This is a genomic window from Bradyrhizobium ottawaense (assembly GCF_002278135.3).
Taxonomy (GTDB): domain Bacteria; phylum Pseudomonadota; class Alphaproteobacteria; order Rhizobiales; family Xanthobacteraceae; genus Bradyrhizobium; species Bradyrhizobium ottawaense.
Genome location: NZ_CP029425.2, coordinates 4,367,684 through 4,387,421, shown reverse-complemented (window position 1 = coordinate 4,387,421; position 19,738 = coordinate 4,367,684). Strand labels below are relative to the sequence as shown.

Sequence of the window (19,738 nt, the reverse complement as noted above, 5' to 3'; positions counted from 1 at the left end):
AAGACAGGCGCGACCCATGGCAAGTGAAATTCTGATTGTCGATGATGAGGCCGATATTCGAGATCTCGTCGCAGGCATTCTCGAGGACGAGGGTTTTGTCACGCGGACTGCGCGCGACAGCGACTCTGCACTGGCTGAAATCGCCAACCGGCGGCCGCATCTGGTGTTCCTCGACATCTGGCTGCAGGGCTCCAAGCTCGACGGCTTGCAGCTGCTGGAGCAGGTCAAGAAGGACAATGCCGACCTGCCGGTCGTGATGATCTCCGGCCACGGTAACATCGAGACCGCGGTGGCCGCGATCAAGCGCGGCGCCTACGACTTCATCGAGAAGCCGTTCAAGGCCGACCGGCTGATCCTGGTCGCGACCAGGGCGCTGGAGAACTCGCGGCTCAAGCGCGAGGTCAAGGAGCTGAAGCAGCTGGCGCCGAGCGCAAGCCAGCTCGTCGGCCGCTCGCCGAGCATGAACCAGTTGCGCCAGACCATCGAGCGCGCGGCCAAGGCCAACAGCCGCATCCTGATCGTCGGTCCCGCCGGCGCCGGCAAGGAATTGACGGCACGCACGCTGCATACGGCCTCGGGCCGCGCCGACGGTCCCTTCGTCGTCATCAACGCCGCCGCGATCACGCCCGAGCGCATGGAGCACGAGCTGTTCGGCGTCGAGCAGTCCAACGGCGAACAGGCGCGCAAGCCCGGCGCGCTCGAGGAAGCCCATGGCGGCACGCTGTTCATCGACGAGATCGCGGACATGCCGCGCGAGACCCAGAACAAGATCCTGCGGGTGCTGGTGGAGCAATCGTTCCAGCGCGTCGGCGGCACCGCCAAGGTGCAGGTCGATGTGCGCATCATCTCCTCGACCGCGCGCAATCTCGAAGAGGAGATCGCGGCCGGCCACTTCCGCGAGGACCTCTATCATCGGCTCTCGGTGGTGCCGATCCGCGTGCCTGCGCTCTCCGAGCGGCGCGAGGACATCCCGGAATTGATCGACTATTTCATGGAGCAGATCTCGGCCGGTAGCGGCCTGCCCAAGCGGCAGATCGGGCAGGACGCGATGGCGGTGCTGCAATCGCATGTCTGGCCGGGCAATGTGCGCCAGCTCCGCAACAACGTTGAAAGAGTCATGATTCTGGCCGCCGGTGGACCGGAGGTCATCATCACGGCCGACATGTTGCCGCAGGACGTCGGCTCCATGGTGCCGGCGATGCCGACCAGCAACAATGGCGAGCACATCATGGGCCTGCCGCTGCGCGAGGCGCGCGAAGTGTTCGAGCGCGACTATTTGATTGCACAGATCAGCCGTTTTTCAGGAAATATTTCTCGCACAGCCGAGTTCGTTGGCATGGAACGGTCGGCGCTGCATCGAAAGTTGAAAGCGCTCGGTGTCGGCTAGCGCGTTTTTGTGCAAGGAAAACGCCGTCGAAACAAGATTCTAACGCCGCGACGTTGCGGCGACACCTTTGACGAAAACGAGGAAATTCATCGATTTCCGTAGTTTTTCGGGGCAATACCGCGCCAGCTGCCGCGTGAAGCGGCTTGCCTAATAGGTCCACCTGTCCTCTAATTGCACAGCTGTTCCTTCCGAGGGGGATCTCATGAGGAACGGCAACCGGGAGAGGCTCCGACCTTCACAAAGAGGGCCGCAACCGGCGCAATAAAAAGAAACTCAAAGCGAGAAAAAAACAATGGCGGCAGACCGCGCACAAAACCTACAGGACACCTTCCTTAATCACGTTCGCAAAACCAAGACGCCACTGACGATCTTTCTGGTCAACGGAGTGAAGCTCCAGGGCATCGTGACCTGGTTCGACAATTTCTGTTTACTGCTTCGGCGCGACGGTCATTCGCAGCTCGTTTACAAGCATGCGATCTCGACCATCATGCCGGGTGCGCCGATCCAGTTGTTCGAAGGCGGCGAGGATCAGCCGGCTTGAGAGTGATCTGATTGGAACCCCGGAATTTCGACGGGGATGCCGACCGTCCACGGTCGGCAGGGGCTAAGCAGACGGGGCGGGTGCTTGTCATCGGCCCCTATTTGCGGGTGCGCGCAGGCGGTGCCGACGCGCAATCGGAGACTCATATCCAGCGCAACGCCGAGGCCCGGCTCGATGAAGCCGCCGGCCTCGCGCGTGCGATCGATCTCGTCATAGCCGACGCCATCATCGCGCCGATCAGCCAGATCCGTCCCGCGACCTATATCGGCAAGGGCAAGGTCGAGGAGATCGCCGCACTCGCCAAGAGCCTCGATGTCGAGCTCGTGGTGATGGATTGCGCGCTGGCGCCGATCCAGCAGCGCAATCTTGAGAAGGAATTGCACGCCAAGGTGCTCGACCGCACCGGGCTGATCCTGGAAATCTTCGGCCGCCGCGCCAAGACCAAGGAAGGCTCGCTCCAGGTCGAGCTCGCGCATCTCAACTACCAGCGCTCGCGCCTGGTGCGATCATGGACCCATCTGGAGCGCCAGCGCGGCGGCTTCGGCTTCATGGGCGGTCCCGGCGAGACGCAGATCGAAGCGGACCGACGCCTGATCCAGGAGCGCATCTCCAAGCTCGAAGGCGAGCTGAAGAAGGTGCAGGCGACGCGGCGGCTGCATCGTGCCGGCCGCCAGCGCGTGCCGTATCGTGTCGTGGCGCTGGTCGGCTACACCAATGCCGGCAAGTCGACGCTGTTCAACCGCCTGACGCGTGCCGACGTGCAGGCTGCCGACATGCTGTTCGCCACGCTCGACCCGACGCTGCGCGCCCTCAACCTGCCACATGGCGGCAAGGCGATGCTGTCGGACACCGTCGGCTTCATCTCCAACCTTCCGACGCAGCTCGTCGCCGCCTTCCGCGCCACGCTGGAAGAGGTGCTCGAAGCCGACGTCATCCTGCATGTGCGCGACATATCCCATGAAGATGCCGAGGCCCAGCAGAGCGACGTCGACGCCGTGCTGCGCCAGCTCGGCATCAACCCCGATGATTCCGGCCGCATCATCGAAGTCTGGAACAAGATCGACCGCTACGATTCCGAGCAGCGCGAAGAGCTGTTGAACATCGCCGCGCGCAGGCCGGAGGACCATCCCGCGATGCTGGTCTCGGCCGTGTCAGGCGAGGGGGTCGACGCCCTGCTTGCCGCGATCGAGGAGCGGTTAGCGGCCAAGCGCACCACGCTCGACCTCTCCATCGACGCCGCCGACGGCGCCGGCATCAGCTGGCTGCACCGCAATGCCGAGGTGCTGGCCAAGGAGCTGCACGACGGCCGCTTCGACATGACCGTACGGGTCGACGAGACCAAGCGGGATATCGTGGTGAACAGGTTCGACGCAGTGCCACGCCTCTCGGCCTAGGCGCTGCTGCCTGAGAAGATCACCTCGACAGATCGAGGCTCATGAACTGGTTGTGCAGGCTCGCCTGATAGTCGGCGAACGGCGCGCAGGGCACGAAGCCGACACTGCGGTAGAGCGAGATCGCGGGGCCGTGCAGCGGCGCAGTGCCGGTCTCCAGGCTGAGACGCGCATAACCGCGCTTGCGGGCTTCGGCAACGATGTGGTCCAGAATAGCTCGCCCGACCCCGGTTCGCCGCGCAGTGGGCGCGGCCCGCATCGACTTCACTTCGCCATGCGTCTCATCCAGCTGCTTCAGGGCACCGAAGCCAGCTAGCACTCCGTCTTGCCAAGCAGTCCAGAACGTCACCGACGAGGCCGACAGGCCGCTCGCGTCGAGCGCCTGCGCGTGCTCGCCCATGACGCTGCGGAGTTCTTCGAGGTGATGTGCCAACAAGTCGGCGACATGCGGTGCCTTCGGATCGTCCTGCCTGATGTCCACTGCGTGCCCCGTATCAAGTGGCGGTCTTCGCCGCATTCCACAGCGCGTCCATCTCCGCCAGCGAGGCCTGCTCCAGCGTGCGGCCCTGCGCCTCCAGCGACCGTTCGATGTAGGCAAAGCGCCGCTCGAATTTCGCGTTGGTCGCACGCAGCGCGGCTTCCGGATCGGCATCGACGTGGCGGGCGAGGTTGACGAGGGCGAACATCAGGTCACCGGTCTCTTCCGCAATCTCCTGCTTGTCGTTGCGGTCGAGCGCGGCCTCGATCTCGTCGGCTTCCTCGCGGATCTTTTGCAGCACCGCGCGCGGGTCGTTCCAGTCGAAGCCGACGGTGGAGGCCTTGCGTTGCAGCTCCATGGCGCGGGTCAGTGCGGGCTGGCCGGCCTTGACGCCTGACAGCAGCGATTTGTGCGCAGGCATGTCCTCCGGCGCCCGGCGTGCGGCGCGTTCGGCTTTCTCCTCGGCCTTGATGCGGTCCCAGACTTCCTTGACGTGGGAGGAGGCGAGATTGCCGTCCTTGTCGGCGAAGACGTGGGGATGGCGCCGGATCATTTTTCGCGTGATCGCCTCGACGACATCTCCGAAAGCAAAGGCGCTCTGCTCCGAAGCCATCTGGGCGTGGAAGACCACCTGGAGCAGGAGGTCGCCGAGCTCCTCGCGGAGATCGTCGAGATCGCCGCGGCTGATGGCCTCGACCACCTCATAGGCCTCCTCGATCGTGTAGGGCGCGATCGTCGCAAAATCCTGCTCGAGGTCCCAGGGGCAGCCGGTCACCGGCGTGCGCAGCGCCGCCATGATCTCGATCAGGCGGGAAATGTCGCGGGAAGGGGTCATTGCGGGGCGCTCTCCTGGCTCCAAAACCTTATGCCAAAAGCGGCCCGCCGTTCCCAGCGCGGCGGGGCGGAACAGGCCGATTTCCACCGATTGGCGGGCCGCGTCCGCAGTGCTAAAGCGCGGACCATGAGCGACGCAATTTCATCACAAACCGCGCTGGTCCTGTTTTCCGGCGGCCAGGACTCCACCACCTGCCTCGCCTGGGCGCTGAGCCGCTTTTCGCGCGTGGAGACGCTGGGATTCGACTACGGCCAGCGCCACGCCATCGAACTCGATTGCCGCGACCGGCTGTTCGACGGCATCAAGGACCTGCGCGCCGATTGGGCCGCAAAACTCGGCGAGAGCCATACGCTGTCGATCCCGACGCTGGCGGCAGTGTCCGAGACGGCGCTGACGCGCGATGTCGCGATCGCGATGGGCGCCGACGGCCTTCCGAATACGTTCGTGCCCGGCCGCAACCTGGTGTTTTTGACCTTTGCCGCGGCGCTGGCCTATCGGCGCGGCATCACGCACATCGTCGGCGGCATGTGCGAGACCGACTATTCCGGCTATCCCGATTGCCGCGACGACACCATCCGCGCCATGCAGGCCGCGCTCTCGCTCGGCATGGCCAGACCATTCGAGCTGCACACGCCCTTGATGTGGATCGACAAGGCCGCGACGTGGCAGCTGGCGCAGGATCTCGGCGGCGAGGGGCTGGTCGATCTCATCCGCGAGCATTCCCATACCTGCTATCTCGGGGAACGCGGCGCGCAGCACGAGTGGGGCTATGGCTGCGGCGAGTGCCCGGCGTGCAGCCTGCGGGCGAAGGGGTGGCGGGAGTTTGTGGCGGGGAGGTAGATTCGTTGCACTGCTCTCGTGCCCCGGACGCAGCGCAGCGCTCCCGCGGCGATGCGAAGCATCGTCCGGCAGCGGTGCGCTGCAGAGCCGGGGCCCATGCTTCCGCAAGGTATCGTGTCGCCGTCTGGGTCCCGGCTCTGCGCCGCAACGCTTGCGCGTTGCAGCTTGTCCGGGACACGAGCGTCGCAACGCCGAACTTCGCGCCAGCTAACCAAAATCCTCCGGCCTGAGCTCGATCGGCTTGCCGTGCGGGGTGCGATCTGCCGCGTGGTCCCAGGCGTCGCGGTAGCGGTGCAGGGTTTCCATCGACGCAACACCCTTGCGGGCAACCAGGCCCTCCAGCGTGGCGAGCCAGTGCAGATAATAGGTCTCGCCCGTATCGGGATCGCCGGCCGCCTGCGCGCGCTTGATCTCGGAGGCGAGGCTTGCTGCCCATTCCGGCCAGGTGAAGACGCCGCGCTCGTGCAGCGTCAACGCCATCGCGAACGCGTGCGCCTCCCACGGCGCGCGGAACACCGGGCCGTCGTCATCGCGGGGAATGCTGGGTATGGCCGCGGTGGCTGCGGCAGCAGCGGTACCACTCATTGCGCCGGGTCCAGATACGGCTCGAACGCGTCGATCGAGACCTTCAGGGTGGGATCACCATCCTCGCCCCAGAGATCACGGCCTTCGAACACCACCGTGTAAAGCCACTGCGGGTTCTCGCCGAGCTCCATCGCCGCTGAATCCGGAAACACGTGGCAGCCGTGGTTCAATTCGACCACGCCGACATGGCCGCGCACATAGCGCGGCAGCCGCGTATGCGTGGCCGGATGGATGTTCCTGGCGCGCACGCGATCGCCAATGTTGAACTTGGCGGGCGCGGGGGCAGGGCGGGCGAACTTGCCGCGCACCATGGTGCGCTCGACGCCTTCGACCTTCAGCTTGCCGTGCTTGAGGGCCTTGGCAGGCTGCATCGCGTGGCCGGCGGCGACTTCCTCGCGGGTGAGGTAGCCCTTCTCGATCAGCATCTCCTCGAGCCCGAGAAACCATTTCTTGTAATAGGAGCTCGACAGATACACGTGCGGCGGGATCATCTCGCGATAGAAGCGCGAGGTGTCGATGTTGAAGGCGCCGGCCGCGCCCATTGCACGCACCATCGCCAGCACGCGGGATTCCCATTCCGCATGGAACACCGGCTCGTTGGGCTCGGGTTCGACCTTGCCGAACCCGTCCATGCCGCCCATGTCGTGCACGCCGTTCATGACGGCGCTCCGGGCTGTCGCGGGAAGCCGGTGCCGATCATGGAATCGCGCGTGACGAGCTCGGCGAGCTGTTCCTCGCTCCAGCCCTCGGTACCTTCGGGGCGCATCGGCAGCACCAGAAAGCGCGTCTCGGCGGTGGAATCCCACACCCGGATCTCGATCTCCTTCGGCAGGGTGACGTCGAAGTCGGCGAGCACGCCGCGCGGATCCTTCACGGCGCGGGAGCGATAGGGCGCCGCCTTGTACCAGACCGGCGGCAGCCCCAGCATTTCCCAGGGGTAGCAGGAGCACAGCGTGCACACGACCATGTTGTGGCGCGCAGGCGTGTTCTCGACCACGACGAGATGGTCGCCGACGCGGCTGACATGGCCGAGCGTGCCGATCGCCTTGGAGCCATCCTCGAGCAGCGCCTTTTTGAACGCCGGATCGGTCCAGGCCTTGGCGACGACGCGTGCGCCGTTGTGCGGGCCGATCTTGGTCTCATAGGCCTGGATGATGGCGTCGAGCGCGGCGGGCTCGACATAGCCTTTTTCGGTCAGGATCGTCTCGAGCGCGCGCACGCGCAGCTCGGTCTCCGACAGCTCGGAATGGTCGTGATCGTGGTGGTGGTGATGGTCGTGATCATGGCTCATGGCGGCGAAGATTAAGCGCAATGGCCCAGGCCTGTCGAGTATGCGCTGCGGCGCAACCGGGTCCCATATTCGTGAGGCCGGATGTAGGCTAGCATCGCCGCCAAGCAGATGGGGAGACGTTGGTGACGGACTACGTGAAGATCGAAAAGGGCCTCGGACCCGAGGGACGGATTGCGGTGGTGCGTTTCGATCGGGGCGACGGCATCAACGCCCTGTCACCCGAGGCAATGCGGCAGCTGACCGCCGCGGCGCGCAGCTTCGAGGACGATGCCGCGACGTCGGTCGTCGTATTGACCGGCAGCTCGGGCGCGTTCAGCGCCGGCTTCGACCTCAAGGACGCCGAAGGGCGCTCGCGCAAGGAGATGGACCTCGGCACGCTGCGGCGGCACCTCAAGCTCGGACCGCGCCTAACGCACGCCTGGCAAGAGATGGAGCAGATCACGATCGCGGCGATCGAGGGTTTTTGTGTCGGCGGCGGCGTGGCCCTCGCCGTGGCGCTCGACTTCCGCATCATGGGCCGCGATGCACATCTGCGCGTGCCCGAAATCGGCCTCGGCATGAACATGAGCTGGCAGAGCATCCCGCGCATGCTGCACCTGATGGGGCCGGCCCGTACCAAGCAGGCGGTGATCCTGGCTGATGAGCGCATCTCAGCGGATGAGGCCCATGAATGGCGCCTGGTGGAGCAGGTGGTCGATCCCGGCCATGCCTTCGATGCCGCCATGGATCTTGCGCGCAAGGTCGCCGCGCAGCCACCGCTCTCGGTCGCGATGACCAAGCTGACCGTCAACCGGCTCGCGCATGCGCTGGACGATCTCGCCAGCCACATGGACGTCGACCAGTTCGCGCTCGCCAGCCTCAGCGAGGATCACAAGGAGGGCGTCGAGGCGTTCCTGGGCCGCCGCAAGCCACGCTTCAAGGGGCGATAGATTGATGCCAGGCCATTGATCGCACAACCGGCAGTTCGTATACGCGGCGCAGGGACAAGAGCAGGCTCGCCCACGGGCCGCACAGGCGACGACGATCGAGGGGGAGGGCCCATGACTGCTAGCTCGCAGGCGCCAGAGGCGAAAGGGTTTCGCTGGAAACTGGTCGCGCCGCTCGTGGTGTGGCTGGTGATCTATCTGTGGCCGGTGCCTGCAGGGCTCAACGTCAATCAGTGGCACTATTTCGCCGTGTTCGCGGCCGTCATCACTGGGCTCATCCTGGAATCGATGCCGGTCGGCGCGGTCGGCTTCATCGGCCTCACGGTCGCGGGCGTTGCCGGCTATATCGATCCCGATCCCGGCAAGTCGCTGCGCTGGATGCTGGCGGGCTTTGCCGAGAGCACGGTCTGGCTCATCGTCGGCGCCTTCGTGTTCTCGATCGGCTATCGCAAGAGCCAGCTCGGCCGGCGCATTGCATTGGTGCTGGTGCAGCGCCTTGGCCGCAACACGCTCGGCCTTGGCTATGCCGTGGCGATGTCCGACTTCCTGCTCGCGCCGGCGACGCCGTCGAACACCGCGCGCAGCGGCGGCATCGTCTATCCCATCATCAGCAACATCCCGCGCATCTATGGCTCCGAGCCGGGGCCGACCGCCGGCAGGATCGGCACCTATGTGATGTGGACGGCCTTTGCCGCGACCGCCGTCACCAGCTCGCTGTTCTTCACCGCGCTTGCGCCCAACGCGGCGGCACTGGCGATCGCCAAGAAGACCGCCGGGGTCGAGGTCAGCTGGGGCCAGTGGTTTCTCGGCTTCGCGCCGCTCGGCATCCTGCTGATGGTCCTCGTGCCGCTGCTCAGCTATTTGGTCTGCCGTCCCGAGGTGAAGCGCAGCCCGGAAATCACCGAATGGGCGGCGAAGGAACTCGCCGGGATGGGCCCGATGTCGCGCAACGAGTGGATCATGCTCGGCCTGATCGTGCTCGCGATGTTCCTGTGGATCGCGGGCTCCAGCCCGGACATCCACGTGCCCGTGCTCGGCTCGAACTTCGTCAATGCCACCACCGTCGTGTTCATCGTGATCTCCCTGATGCTGGTGACCGGTGTGATCGAGTTTGCCGACATCGTCAGCGAGAAGAGTGCCTGGGAGGTGTTCTTCTATTTCACCTCGCTGCTGACGCTGGCCTCCGGCCTCAACGAGATCGGCTTCATCAAATGGTTCGCGACCGAATACGCAAAGCCGCTCGCCGGGCTATCGCCGTCGACCGCGATGCTGCTGCTGGTCGCGCTGTTCTTCTGGATCCACTATTTCTTCTCGAGCATCACCTCGCATGCCGCCGCCGTGCTGCCCGTCGTGCTCGCGGTCGGATCGGGCATTCCCGGTCTGCCGGTCACGACCCTCGCCATGCTCTGCATGTACTCGCTCGGCCTGATGGGCGTGATCTCGCCTTACGCGACGGGGCCGGCGCCGATGTATTTCGGCAGCGGCTATATCGGAAAGGGCCAGTTCTGGGGTTTTGGCCTGCTCTTCGGGCTGCTCTATTTCGCAGGTCTTCTGCTGATCGTGCTGCCCTGGTTGCAGATGGGATGAGCCCGGGCGGGAGACTGATACCCTCTGCGAAGGAATATTCTTCTCCGGAGAGGGATTGGGGAATCTTCGTCCATCTCCTCGCAAATATCTGAAATTGCAAGAAAGACTGGAAAAGGCGATGGTGCTTGCTGCGGTGCAGCGCGTTGCCCCCAGAGGCGTTTGCTGCTGTTCCATCTCCAGTCGCTGATGCGACCCGGCTTTCGTTCGCCTTTTCGGGTGGGCGAGAGAACTATTGTGCATGAAGGCCGTCTCCATGAACGCTCACCAATCGCTCGCCGTCGGACAGCCGATTGCGCCGCCTGAAGCGATTTCACCTGCCACAGCCGAGCCGGACGCGATGGTTCGCTTCGCCGGCATCTCGAAAACCTATCCGGCCTATCGCGGCAAGCCCGGCGTCAACGCGCTGCAAGATATCGATTTCGCAATCCCGCGCGGTTCCATCACCGGCGTGATCGGCCGCTCCGGCGCCGGCAAGTCGAGCCTGGTGCGGCTCATCAACGGGCTGGAGAAGCCGACCACGGGACGCGTCGTCGTCGACGGCCGCGACATCTCGGCGCTGGCGGGCCGCGAGCTGCGGCTGGCGCAGCGCTCGATCGGCATGATCTTCCAGCACTTCAACCTGCTGTCGTCGCGCACCGCCGCCGACAACATCGCGCTGCCGCTCGAGATCGCCGGCTGGTCCAAGGCCGACATCAAGGCCCGCGTCACCGAACTGCTCGCGCTCGTCGGCATCGCCGACAAGCACGACCGTTATCCCTCGGAGCTCTCCGGCGGCCAGAAGCAGCGCGTCGGCATTGCCCGCGCGCTGGCGACGCGGCCGAGCGTGCTCTTGTCGGACGAGGCGACGTCCGCGCTCGATCCGCAGACGACACGCGCGATCCTCGATCTGCTCGCCAACATCAACCGCGAGCTGGGCGTGACCATCGTGCTGATCACCCACGAAATGTCCGTGGTACGCCAGCTCGCCAAGGAAGTGGTCGTGCTCGACGCTGGCCACGTGGTCGAGAGCGGCCATGTCGCCGACATCTTCACCCATCCAAAACATCCGATCACGCAGTCCTTCCTCGCGGAGGTCATCGGCGACAGCCTGCCGGTCTCGCTGGCGAGCCGGATCGTGGCGGAGCCGCCTGTTGGCGGGCAGGCCGTGATCCGCGTCCAGGTCCGCGGGGCAGGGGCCGGCGACACCGTGGTGGCGCGGCTCGCCCGCGAGCTCGGCCTCGACGTCGCGCTGCTGTCGGCGCGCATCGACGAGATAGGCGGCCAGCATGTCGGCTCGCTCGTTCTCGGCATTCCCGGCCGCGAGGACGCGCAGGCGCGGGTCCTTGCCTGGTTGTCTCAATATCAATTCCCGGCGGAGCATCTCGGCTATGTCGCCTGAACTCATCAATTTGATCATCCAGGCTACCTTCGAGAGCCTGTACATGGTCGGCATCGCGGCGCTGCTCGGCACCGTCTTCGGCCTGCCGCTCGGCGTCTTCCTCGCGACCAGCCGGAAAGGCGAGCTGTTCGCGGCCCCACTCGTCAACCGCGTGCTCGGCATCGTCGTCAATGCGACGCGTTCGACGCCGTTCATCATCCTGGTCGTGGCCATCATCCCGTTCACCCGGCTTGTCGCGGGCACCTCGATCGGTTCGACCGCCGCAATCGTGCCGCTGACGATCGCGTCGGCGCCGTTCATCGCGCGTCTGGTCGAAGCTGCGATTCGCGAGGTCGATGGCGGCCTGATCGAGACGGCGTCCTCGTTCGGCGCCTCGCCGCTTCAGATCGTGTTCAAGGTGCTGATCCCCGAGGCGCTGCCGGGCCTGTTGCTGGCGCTGACGCTCGCAGTGGTCAGCCTGCTCGGCTACTCCGCGATGGTCGGTGCGGTCGGCGGCGGCGGCCTCGGTGATCTCGGCATCCGCTACGGCTATCAGCGCTTCATGCCGGAGATGATGCTGGCCGTCGTCGTCGTGCTGATCGCGCTGGTGCAGCTCGTCCAGAGCGCCGGCGATTATCTGGCACGTCGGGTCAACCGCCGGCTGCGGCATCACTGATAGCACCATCCTGAAACTGGAGACTTCAATGCGCTTTCTCGCAACCCTTGCGGCTGCAGCCTTGCTTGCGACCACGGTCCATGCCGAAACCATCCGCGTCGGCGTCACCGCCGGTCCCCATGCCGAGATCATCGACGTCGTGAAGAAGGTCGGCGCCGAGCGCGGCCTCGACATCAAGGTGGTCGAGTTCACGGACTATGTGATCCCGAACCAGGCGCTGGCCCTGAAGGATCTCGAGGCCAATTCGTTCCAGCACGAGCCGTATCTGAAGAACCAGATCTCCAAGACCGGCTGGAAGATCGTCAAGGTCGCCAACACGATCGGCTCGCCGCAGGGCGTCTATTCGCAGAAATACAAGACGCTCGCCGACCTGCCGGAAGGTGCCCGTGTCGCGATCGCCAACGATCCCTCCAACGGCGCGCGCGGCCTGATGATCTTGGCGCTGCACGGCGTGATCAAGCTGAAGGACCCGAACAACGTCGCCTCGACCATCGCTGATATCACCGACAACCCGAAGAAGCTGCGCTTCGTCGAGCTCGATGCCGCCCAGCTGCCGCGCGCGCTGCAGGACGTCGACGTCGTCTCCATCAACAACAATTACGCGGTGCAGGCCGGCCTCAATCCGGCGACCGACGCGATCGCCCGCGAGAATCCCGACGGCCCCTGGGTCAACATCCTCGCCGTTCGCGAAGAGGACAAGGACAAGCCCTGGGTGAAGCCGCTGATCGAGGCCTATCACTCCGCGCCGGTGAAGGAGTTTTTGGAGAAGCGCTTCAAGGGCACCTATCTGCCGACCTGGTAAGCCGAGCGGGCGCGTCAGGCCGCCAACCTGGCGCGTCGCAGCGTCTCCGAGGGCTTTTCGGAGAAGTGGCGCTTGTAGTCGAGCGAGAACTGGCTGAAGTGCCAGAAGCCGTGCTGCACGGCGACGTCGTAGACCGAGGCATCGGTTCCGCCGGCGCGTTTCAGATCGCGCCGCACGCGGTTCAGCCGCATTGCTCGCCAGTAGTGCATCGGGCTCGTTCCCAAAACCTCCTGGAAGCAATAGCCGAGCTTGCGCGGGCTGGCGCCGACCGCCTTGCAGACCTGCAGCAGCGAGAGCGAGCGATCGCCGCTGCCATGCATCAGCGCCCGCGCACGATCGACGGTGCGCTTGCGCGCCGCGGCGCTGCGGCCGGGATCGCTGGGGCGTGCGGTCGGCAGCATGTCCATGATCTCGACGAGAAGGCCGTCTTCCAGCGCCTGCCCGACGGCCGGATCGTCGAACCGCTCGGGGGCAGTCGAGATGGTCTCGTGGATCGCGGCAAGGTGAGCGCGCAATCGCGCGACCGGTGCCTGCGCCATCTCGATCACCCGCAACTGGTGCCAGACTGCGCGCGGCAGCTCGATATCGAGCCGGGCCGCAAGCTCCTCGATCAGCGCCGCGCTGGCGACAACACCGCGCAGCTCGAATGATTTCGGCGTGCACATATCGACCTCGGCGTCGATGCAGGCGATGACCTGGGCACCTGCAACGCTGGCGCCGTTGCAATTGACCTCGCCGTCACTGTGCCAGGGCAGACCGATGCCGAAGCTGTCGGCCCCCAGCTGGCCGTATTGGCGGACCTGCTGGCTGGTGATCTCGCGGAAGACGTCGAGCTGGGGCAGGGAGAGTTGGGTGAAGCTGCCCCTGAAGGCTCCGGCGCTGATCTGGTCGTAGCTGAGCCGCCAGCGACCAAGCGAAGCGCAATGCTCGTCGACATCGGTGCTGCTGGCCTGAAACAGGCCGGCAGCCGAGTCCAGAGTCGGAAGAGTTGCGCCTAAGGGCATGACGACACGTCGAAATTCACCACCCAAGAGCCAGCAAGAACCACGCCAGACTGGCACGGCCATAGGCGCTGTCCAGCAAAATATTGCCGGATCTCGATAACGCCCGATGGCGCCGCGGTGCAGGCTTCGGTCCTGCCGTTCCGACATCGCAGCCGGGACGGCGCTTTGCGGAGGGATCGAGATGCGACCGACCGAGATCATGCGCGGCAGCCCGCCCGCGCCCGAGGCGCAGGTGACGCGCGCCAATTGGCGCAGCTTTCCCGCGATCCGCTGGGGCTTTACCCACACCCGCGAAGTGCTGCCGACCGCAGAAATCCGCCGCTCGGCCCAGCCGACGCTGATGCGAAGCGCGCCGCGCGAACTGGCAAAACTCGGCCTCACCGCGCCTGATGGCCAAGCGACCACGATCGAAGCCACGCTCCGCGAGACCTTTGCCGATACGCTCCTCGTCATGCACCGGGGCACGCTGATCCACGAATGGTACGGCGATGGCATGGGCGTGACCACACCGCATCTGATCTGCTCGATCAGCAAGGCGATCGCCGGCACGCTCGGCGGCGTGCTCGCCGCGCGCGGGCTGCTCGATCCCGAGGCGAGGGTGGTGCGCTACGTGCCGGAGCTGGAGACGTCGGTCTACGCCGGCTGCACTGTCCGCAACCTGCTCGATATGGCCGTCGCCATCAAGTTCGAGGAGGATTACGAGGACCCCGCCGGCGACGTTGCGCGCTATCGGTTCTCCTCGGGCTGGGACGTGCCGCCGCCGGGCGCCGAGGCAGGCCACCAGCGCGCCTATCTCACGACCTTGCGCGGCACCGGCAAGCCGCACGGCAAGGTGTTCCACTACGTCTCGCCCAATACCGAGGTGCTCGGCTGGGTCTATGAGCGTGCCTGCGGCATGCCCTATCATCGCATCCTCTCCGAATATCTCTGGCAGCCCCTGGGCGCGGAGGAGGACGGCTCGCTCACGCTCGACAGCCACGGCATGGGCCGCATCGCCGGCGGCATCTCCGTCACCGCGCGTGACCTCATCCGTTTCGGCGAGATGATCCGCTGCCGCGGCGTGGTCGAGGGGCGGCAGGTGGTGCCGGGCTGGTGGATCGACGACATCCGCGAGAACGGCGATCCCAAGGCCTGGGCCGACGGCGACCTCGCCGAGTTCTTCCCGGGCGCGCGCTACCGCAGCAAATGGTTCACGATCGATCCGTCGCGCAACGCGCTGACCGCGATCGGCATTCATGGCCAGCACCTCTATGTCGACCTCGACTCGGACACCGTCATCGTCAAGCTCGCGACACAGCCCAAGGCGATGGACGTGCCGATCGACCAGCGCTGGTTTGCCGCCTTCAGCGCCATCACCGCGCATCTCGCCTGATTTCTGGACATCCCCATGCTCGATACCGTCAAGGCCAAATCGCAACCAGAGACCGCGACGCCGCATCCGCTTGATCCGCTGACGGCCGAGGAGATCACCGCCGCCTGCACGCTGGTGCGCGCCGACGTGACCTCACCCGAGAACTGCCGCTTCCCGACGGTCCGGTTGGAGGAGCCGACCAAGCATGAGCTGGCTGCAGGCGGCGTAGGGCGCCGCGCCTTCGCGTTGACGCTCGACGTCACCACGGGCGAGGCCATCGAGCATATCGTCGATCTCGGACGTGGCGAGATCGTCGGCCGCAAGGTCGTCCCGAACCGCGAGGCGCCCTACGGGCAGCCGCCGGTGATGCTGGAAGAGTTCTTCAAGTGCGAGGCCGTGGTGAAGGCCGATCCCGGATGGCGCGCGGCGATGGCGCGGCGCGGGCTCTCGGACAAGGACATCGAGCTGATCCAGGTCGATCCGTTCTCGTCGGGTTTCTTCGACAAGGAGTTCGAGCGCGGCGCCCGTATCGTGCGTGCCGTCAGCTATTTTCGCGAGCACCTCCAGGATAACGGCTATGCGCACCCGATCGAAGGCGTGGTCGCTGTCGTCGACCTGATCGGCGGCAAGGTCATCGACCTCACGGATGAGGATCCGATCGTGCCGATTCCGCGCAAGAAGCGGAACTACGGCGCGCATGAGATGACCAATCTGCGCACCGACATCAGGCCGCTGCACATCGAGCAACCCGAGGGCGCGAGCTTTCGCGTCGATGGCTGGAAGGTCGACTGGCAGAAATGGAGCTTTCGCATCGGCTTCACGCCGCGCGAGGGCCTCGTGCTGCATCAGCTCGCCTACCAGGACGGCGCGCGCAAGCGCTCCCTGATCCATCGCGCCAGCGTCACCGAGATGGTGGTGCCTTACGCCGATCCGACCGCTAACCATTTCTGGAAGTCGGCGTTCGATGCCGGCGAATACGGCCTCGGCATGCTTGCGAACGCGCTCGAGCTGGGCTGCGACTGTCTCGGCAACATCCGCTATTTCGACGTACCGGCGGCGGACAGCAAGGGCGAGCCCTTCGTCATGCAGAACGCCATCTGCATGCACGAGGAAGACTATGGGATCGCCTGGAAACACTATGAGTTCCGCAACGGCCTGTTCGAGGTCCGCCGCTCGCGGCGGCTCGTGATCTCGTTCTTCGCCACCGTCGGCAATTACGATTACGGCTTCTACTGGTATCTCTACCAGGACGGCACGATCCAGCTGGAGACCAAGCTCACCGGCATCATCCAGACCGCCGCGGTGCCATCAGGCGAGACGTACAAATGGGGCGGCATGGTTGACGACAATCTGGGCGGACCGACGCACCAGCACTTCTTCAACGTCCGCCTGCACATGGATCTCGACGGCGGCGGCAACACCGTCACCGAGCACGATTTCGTGCCGCGGCCCTGGGGTGACGACAATCCGCACGGCAATGTCTTCGACACCACGACGCGGGTGCTGTCGCGCGAGCATGACGCGGCGGGCATCGCCAATGGCCAAACCGGCCGGTTCTGGAAGATCAGCAATCCCAACGAGACCAACTCGGTCGGCAATGCTCCGGCCTACAAGCTCGTCGTCAATCCGAGCCCGCTGATGCTGGCGCAGGAGGGCAGTTACGTGCGCAAGCGCGGCGGCTTCGCCACCAAGCATGTCTGGGTGACTGCATTCGATCCGGCCGAGAAATACGCAAGCGGCGATTATCCCAACGTCCATGCCGGCGGCGATGGCCTGCCGCGTTATGCCGCGAAGGACCGCAACATCGAGAATGCCGATATCGTGGTGTGGCACTCTTTCGGCCACACCCATGTCTGCAAGCCCGAGGACTTTCCGATCATGCCGGTGGAATATGCCGGCTTCCTGCTGAAGCCGACCGGCTTTTTCGCCGCCAATGCGGCCGGCGACATCCCGCCGGACCGCAACAGCCGCAGCGTGCTCGCAACCGCGAGCAACACTGCCGACGAATCCTGTTGCCGCGCCGGCAAGTCATAGAGTTCGATCGGGCTCGATCGGATTCTTCGGTAGCGCCGACCGGCGTGGTCATTGGCGATTCTCGCGCGGTAGCAAGCTGATCGTTTCCGACCATCGCCGAATGGTGAGGGAATGTTTCTGTCTAGAAGCATTCCAAACGTGTGGAGCACGACGGCTGCGTGGACCGTACGCGGCATCGGCATGAGCGCATTCGTCGCACGCGCCGCGCACGCCTCTGGAGAGATTCTAACTTCGTTCCTATCGCACTCCCAAACCGCCTGAGTTAGGGCGGGACACCAAAAACGATACCGGCAAAGCCGGCAGTGCGTGGGGCCTCGAAAGACGTGACCGACTACCAACTTTCTTCGCGTGAATGCGCGCGTCGTGGACAGATTCGGGTGCTGCTCCTCGGGGCGGTCAGTACATTCTCGCTCGTGGTTCCCTTTGGTTCCGTGGAGGCGCAGACACAGATTCCCGCTGTCACCGTCGATGCGCCGGTTGAGCGCGCCCGTCCTGCCGCGGTTGCTTCGTCGCGAAGAGCGGCAACACGCACCTCTCGCGCCAATCGTCGCTCATCTGCGCAACCAGCCGCGCCAACCCAGTCGGCCTCGTCGAACGGCGCGACGGGCGAACGTGCCAATGGCCCGGTGCGCGGTTTCGTCGCCACGCGAAGCGGCACGGCCACCAAGACCGATACACCGTTGATCGAAACCCCGCAGTCGGTCTCAGTCGTCACCACCGACCAGGTCAGGAACCAGGGCGCGGTCTCGATCGGCGAGGCGCTGCGCTACACCGCCGGTGTCAGCGGCGACGTCAATGGCGGCTCGGACACCCGCTTCGGCGCTCTCCAGATCCGCGGCTTCGACACGACCATGTCGGGTCTCTATGTCGACGGCCTGCGAATTCCCTCGAGCAACTACGTCCACTTCAACGGCCTCGATCCCTACGGGGCCGAGCGCCTGGAGGTGCTCAAAGGACCGTCCTCGGCGATGTATGGCGGCAGCGGCACCGGCGGCATCCTCAACTACGTGACCAAGCTGCCGACGGCGCAGCAGTTCGGCGAGGTCTCGATCTCCGGCGGCAGCTTCAACCGCTATCAGGGCCAGTTCGACATGGGCGGCGCCGCCAACAAGGAAGGCACGGTGCTGTGGCGCCTCACCGGCGTCGTCCGCGAGGGCCAGACCCAGGTCGACTTCACCAAGGACAACCGCGTCTTCATCGCCCCCGCCGTCACGTTCAAGCCGAACGAAGACACCACCATTACCTTGCTCGCCAACTATCAGAGGGACAGGGCAGGGTGGGGCCTTCAGTTCCTGCCGGCCTCGGGCACGGTGTGGCCGAACAACGGCCGCACCATTCCGGTCTCGTTCTTCGCGGGCGTGCCGAGCTTCAACGCGTTCAACACCGAGATCGCGACCGCCGGCTACCAGCTGTCGCACAATTTCACCGACAACATCACCTTCCGGCAGAACCTGCGTTACGCCTATCAGCACAACGAGGAAAAGACCTTCTACGGCACCGGATACACCGACGAGGCGGCGGGGCAGCTGGGGCGTTTCGGCAGCTACAGCAACTCCTACATCAACTCCTTCGCGGTGGATAACCAACTCCAGGGCAAGTTCAATACCGGCATCCTCAGCCACACCACCCTGGTCGGGCTCGACTATCGCAACACCACGTTTCGCGATACGGCCTTCGCCGTCACGACCTCGGCGCCGGAGATCAACGTCTTCAACCCGGTCTACAGCTACGACTGGGCCCTCGGCGGCATGTACGACAACAAGGGCATCAAGCAGTCGCAGGTCGGCCTCTATGCGCAGGACCAGATCAAGCTCGGCCGGCTCTCGTTCCAGCTCGGCGGCCGCCAGGACTTCGTGACGACGCAGCTCGATACCAATCTGCCCCCGACCGATACTTCAACCTCGAAGGACGCCTCGGCCTTCACCGGCCGCGCTGCCGTCATGTACAATTTCGACAACGGCATCGCGCCCTATTTCAGCTATTCCGAGTCGTTTCTGCCGCAGCTCGCGACCAGTCCGTCCGGACAGATGCTCGATCCCGAGACCGGCGTGCAGTACGAGGTGGGCGTCAAGTATCAACCGCTCGGCTGGAATGCGCTGTTCACCTTCGCCGCCTTCGACCTGACGCGTGACAACGTCGCTGTGTACGTGCCTGCAACCACCTTTTACGAGCAGATCGGGCAGGTGAAGTCGCGCGGTATCGAGCTCGAAGGCTCGATGTCGCTCGCCGACGGCTGGAACCTGCGGGCGGCCTACGCCTATATCGATGCCATGGTCACGCAGGATCCGGTCAATGTCGGCAAGGCGCCGGTCACCGTGCCGCTCAACCGCGCTTCGCTGTGGAGCGACTACACGCTCCAGAACGGCATGCTGGCGGGCTTGCAGTTCGGCGGCGGCGTTCGCTATGTCGGCGCGACCTGGGGCGATGATGCCAACACGTTCAAGGTGGGATCGGCGACCGTGCTGGATGCGCTTCTTGCCTATACCCGTGACAATTGGCGGCTGTCGCTGAACGTCACCAACCTTGCGGACACGCGCTATGTCGCGGCCTGCTACGGCCTTTCGGGCTGCATGTATGCCGAGGGACGGAAAGCCATCGGCAAGCTGACTTATCGCTGGTGAAATCGAAGACGGTCCGGCGATGGCGAGCCGGA

The 19,738-nt window shown here is 65.0% G+C and carries 18 protein-coding genes; 12 read left to right on the top strand and 6 right to left on the bottom strand.

Features of this window, described 5'->3' with window-relative positions; genetic code table 11:
- Positions 1–16 precede the first annotated feature (16 nt).
- The 3 genes from ntrX (at position 17) to hflX (ending at position 3,322) form a co-directional block, all read left to right on the top strand.
- Positions 17–1,387, top strand: a complete 1,371-nt coding sequence (gene ntrX / locus CIT37_RS20995; protein ID WP_018320442.1) for a nitrogen assimilation response regulator NtrX — start codon at positions 17–19, stop codon at positions 1,385–1,387.
- Between the two features lie 292 nt (positions 1,388–1,679).
- Entirely contained in the window at positions 1,680–1,928 is a 249-nt protein-coding gene (gene hfq / locus CIT37_RS20990) for an RNA chaperone Hfq (RefSeq protein WP_007591126.1), read from the top strand.
- A gap of 11 nt (positions 1,929–1,939) precedes the next feature.
- Entirely contained in the window at positions 1,940–3,322 is a 1,383-nt protein-coding gene (hflX, locus tag CIT37_RS20985) for a GTPase HflX (RefSeq protein WP_028144670.1), read from the top strand.
- A 19-nt stretch (positions 3,323–3,341) separates the two neighbouring features.
- Here the strand turns inward: hflX and CIT37_RS20980 are convergent, their stop codons facing one another.
- Together CIT37_RS20980 and mazG are read right to left on the bottom strand one after the other, a co-directional pair.
- The gene (locus CIT37_RS20980) at positions 3,342–3,800 is read right to left on the bottom strand and encodes a GNAT family N-acetyltransferase (RefSeq protein WP_028144669.1); all 459 of its coding nucleotides are present in this window, start codon (positions 3,798–3,800) and stop codon (positions 3,342–3,344) included.
- Between the two features lie 13 nt (positions 3,801–3,813).
- The gene (mazG, locus tag CIT37_RS20975) at positions 3,814–4,632 is read right to left on the bottom strand and encodes a nucleoside triphosphate pyrophosphohydrolase (protein ID WP_095424167.1); all 819 of its coding nucleotides are present in this window, start codon (positions 4,630–4,632) and stop codon (positions 3,814–3,816) included.
- A gap of 126 nt (positions 4,633–4,758) precedes the next feature.
- Between mazG and queC the strand changes: the two genes are divergently transcribed.
- Positions 4,759–5,472: a 7-cyano-7-deazaguanine synthase QueC gene (gene queC, locus CIT37_RS20970; RefSeq protein WP_095424166.1), complete on the top strand. Its 714-nt coding sequence runs from the start codon at positions 4,759–4,761 to the stop codon at positions 5,470–5,472.
- A 207-nt stretch (positions 5,473–5,679) separates the two neighbouring features.
- Here queC and CIT37_RS20965 read toward each other — a convergent pair whose 3' ends face one another.
- The 3 genes from CIT37_RS20965 to nthA are packed head-to-tail and all read right to left on the bottom strand — an operon-like array spanning position 5,680 to position 7,348.
- A complete protein-coding gene (locus CIT37_RS20965) occupies positions 5,680–6,057 on the bottom strand; it encodes a nitrile hydratase accessory protein (protein ID WP_095424165.1) in 378 nt (125 codons plus the stop codon).
- A complete protein-coding gene (nthB, locus tag CIT37_RS20960; RefSeq protein ID WP_095424164.1) occupies positions 6,054–6,716 on the bottom strand; it encodes a nitrile hydratase subunit beta in 663 nt (220 codons plus the stop codon). Before nthB ends, CIT37_RS20965 begins: the two co-directional genes overlap by 4 nt.
- Entirely contained in the window at positions 6,713–7,348 is a 636-nt protein-coding gene (gene nthA, locus CIT37_RS20955; protein ID WP_095424163.1) for a nitrile hydratase subunit alpha, read from the bottom strand. The genes nthB and nthA overlap by 4 nt, the downstream gene beginning before the upstream one ends.
- Positions 7,349–7,470: 122 nt before the next feature.
- Here nthA and CIT37_RS20950 point away from each other — a divergent pair, with 122 nt between their 5' ends.
- From CIT37_RS20950 to CIT37_RS20930, 5 genes are all read left to right on the top strand, one after another.
- Complete coding sequence (locus CIT37_RS20950) at positions 7,471–8,277, top strand: enoyl-CoA hydratase/isomerase family protein (RefSeq protein ID WP_095424314.1); 807 nt, start codon at positions 7,471–7,473, stop codon at positions 8,275–8,277.
- 111 nt (positions 8,278–8,388) lie between these two features.
- Positions 8,389–9,861 carry a DASS family sodium-coupled anion symporter gene (locus tag CIT37_RS20945; protein WP_038946763.1) on the top strand — a complete coding sequence of 491 codons (1,473 nt, stop codon included), beginning with the start codon at positions 8,389–8,391 and terminating at the stop codon, positions 9,859–9,861.
- Positions 9,862–10,099: 238 nt separating this feature from the next.
- A complete protein-coding gene (locus CIT37_RS20940) occupies positions 10,100–11,239 on the top strand; it encodes a methionine ABC transporter ATP-binding protein (protein ID WP_174719462.1) in 1,140 nt (379 codons plus the stop codon).
- Positions 11,229–11,894 carry a methionine ABC transporter permease gene (locus CIT37_RS20935; protein WP_038946766.1) on the top strand — a complete coding sequence of 222 codons (666 nt, stop codon included), beginning with the start codon at positions 11,229–11,231 and terminating at the stop codon, positions 11,892–11,894. Before CIT37_RS20940 ends, CIT37_RS20935 begins: the two co-directional genes overlap by 11 nt.
- Before the next feature lie 28 nt (positions 11,895–11,922).
- Positions 11,923–12,696, top strand: a complete 774-nt coding sequence (locus CIT37_RS20930; RefSeq protein ID WP_028144659.1) for a MetQ/NlpA family ABC transporter substrate-binding protein — start codon at positions 11,923–11,925, stop codon at positions 12,694–12,696.
- A gap of 14 nt (positions 12,697–12,710) precedes the next feature.
- On the opposite strand, the gene CIT37_RS20925 is transcribed toward CIT37_RS20930, so the two are convergent.
- Positions 12,711–13,700 (bottom strand): helix-turn-helix domain-containing protein, encoded by a 990-nt coding sequence (locus CIT37_RS20925; RefSeq protein WP_095424162.1) that lies wholly within the window; start codon positions 13,698–13,700, stop codon positions 12,711–12,713.
- A 181-nt stretch (positions 13,701–13,881) separates the two neighbouring features.
- Here CIT37_RS20925 and CIT37_RS20920 point away from each other — a divergent pair, with 181 nt between their 5' ends.
- The 3 genes from CIT37_RS20920 (at position 13,882) to CIT37_RS20910 (ending at position 19,706) form a co-directional block, all read left to right on the top strand.
- Positions 13,882–15,072, top strand: coding sequence for a serine hydrolase domain-containing protein (locus CIT37_RS20920; RefSeq protein ID WP_095424161.1), 1,191 nt, complete (start codon positions 13,882–13,884; stop codon positions 15,070–15,072).
- A gap of 15 nt (positions 15,073–15,087) precedes the next feature.
- Entirely contained in the window at positions 15,088–17,085 is a 1,998-nt protein-coding gene (locus CIT37_RS20915) for a primary-amine oxidase (protein WP_095424160.1), read from the top strand.
- 626 nt (positions 17,086–17,711) lie between these two features.
- Positions 17,712–19,706 (top strand): TonB-dependent siderophore receptor, encoded by a 1,995-nt coding sequence (locus CIT37_RS20910; protein WP_161966449.1) that lies wholly within the window; start codon positions 17,712–17,714, stop codon positions 19,704–19,706.
- Positions 19,707–19,738: the final 32 nt, after the last annotated feature.

What these genes read in the sequence shown, in the direction of transcription:
- mazG (WP_095424167.1), bottom strand. Translation starts at nt 4,632, where the DNA reads ATGACCCCTTCCCGCGACATTTCCCGCCTGATCGAGATCATGGCGGCG.
- CIT37_RS20940 (WP_174719462.1), top strand. Translation starts at nt 10,100, where the DNA reads ATGAAGGCCGTCTCCATGAACGCTCACCAATCGCTCGCCGTCGGACAG.
- CIT37_RS20945 (WP_038946763.1), top strand. Translation starts at nt 8,389, where the DNA reads ATGACTGCTAGCTCGCAGGCGCCAGAGGCGAAAGGGTTTCGCTGGAAA.
- CIT37_RS20935 (WP_038946766.1), top strand. Translation starts at nt 11,229, where the DNA reads ATGTCGCCTGAACTCATCAATTTGATCATCCAGGCTACCTTCGAGAGC.
- queC (WP_095424166.1), top strand. Translation starts at nt 4,759, where the DNA reads ATGAGCGACGCAATTTCATCACAAACCGCGCTGGTCCTGTTTTCCGGC.
- CIT37_RS20930 (WP_028144659.1), top strand. Translation starts at nt 11,923, where the DNA reads ATGCGCTTTCTCGCAACCCTTGCGGCTGCAGCCTTGCTTGCGACCACG.
- nthB (WP_095424164.1), bottom strand. Translation starts at nt 6,716, where the DNA reads ATGAACGGCGTGCACGACATGGGCGGCATGGACGGGTTCGGCAAGGTC.
- CIT37_RS20915 (WP_095424160.1), top strand. Translation starts at nt 15,088, where the DNA reads ATGCTCGATACCGTCAAGGCCAAATCGCAACCAGAGACCGCGACGCCG.
- CIT37_RS20925 (WP_095424162.1), bottom strand. Translation starts at nt 13,700, where the DNA reads ATGCCCTTAGGCGCAACTCTTCCGACTCTGGACTCGGCTGCCGGCCTG.
- CIT37_RS20920 (WP_095424161.1), top strand. Translation starts at nt 13,882, where the DNA reads ATGCGACCGACCGAGATCATGCGCGGCAGCCCGCCCGCGCCCGAGGCG.
- nthA (WP_095424163.1), bottom strand. Translation starts at nt 7,348, where the DNA reads ATGAGCCATGATCACGACCATCACCACCACCACGATCACGACCATTCC.
- hfq (WP_007591126.1), top strand. Translation starts at nt 1,680, where the DNA reads ATGGCGGCAGACCGCGCACAAAACCTACAGGACACCTTCCTTAATCAC.
- ntrX (WP_018320442.1), top strand. Translation starts at nt 17, where the DNA reads ATGGCAAGTGAAATTCTGATTGTCGATGATGAGGCCGATATTCGAGAT.
- CIT37_RS20965 (WP_095424165.1), bottom strand. Translation starts at nt 6,057, where the DNA reads ATGAGTGGTACCGCTGCTGCCGCAGCCACCGCGGCCATACCCAGCATT.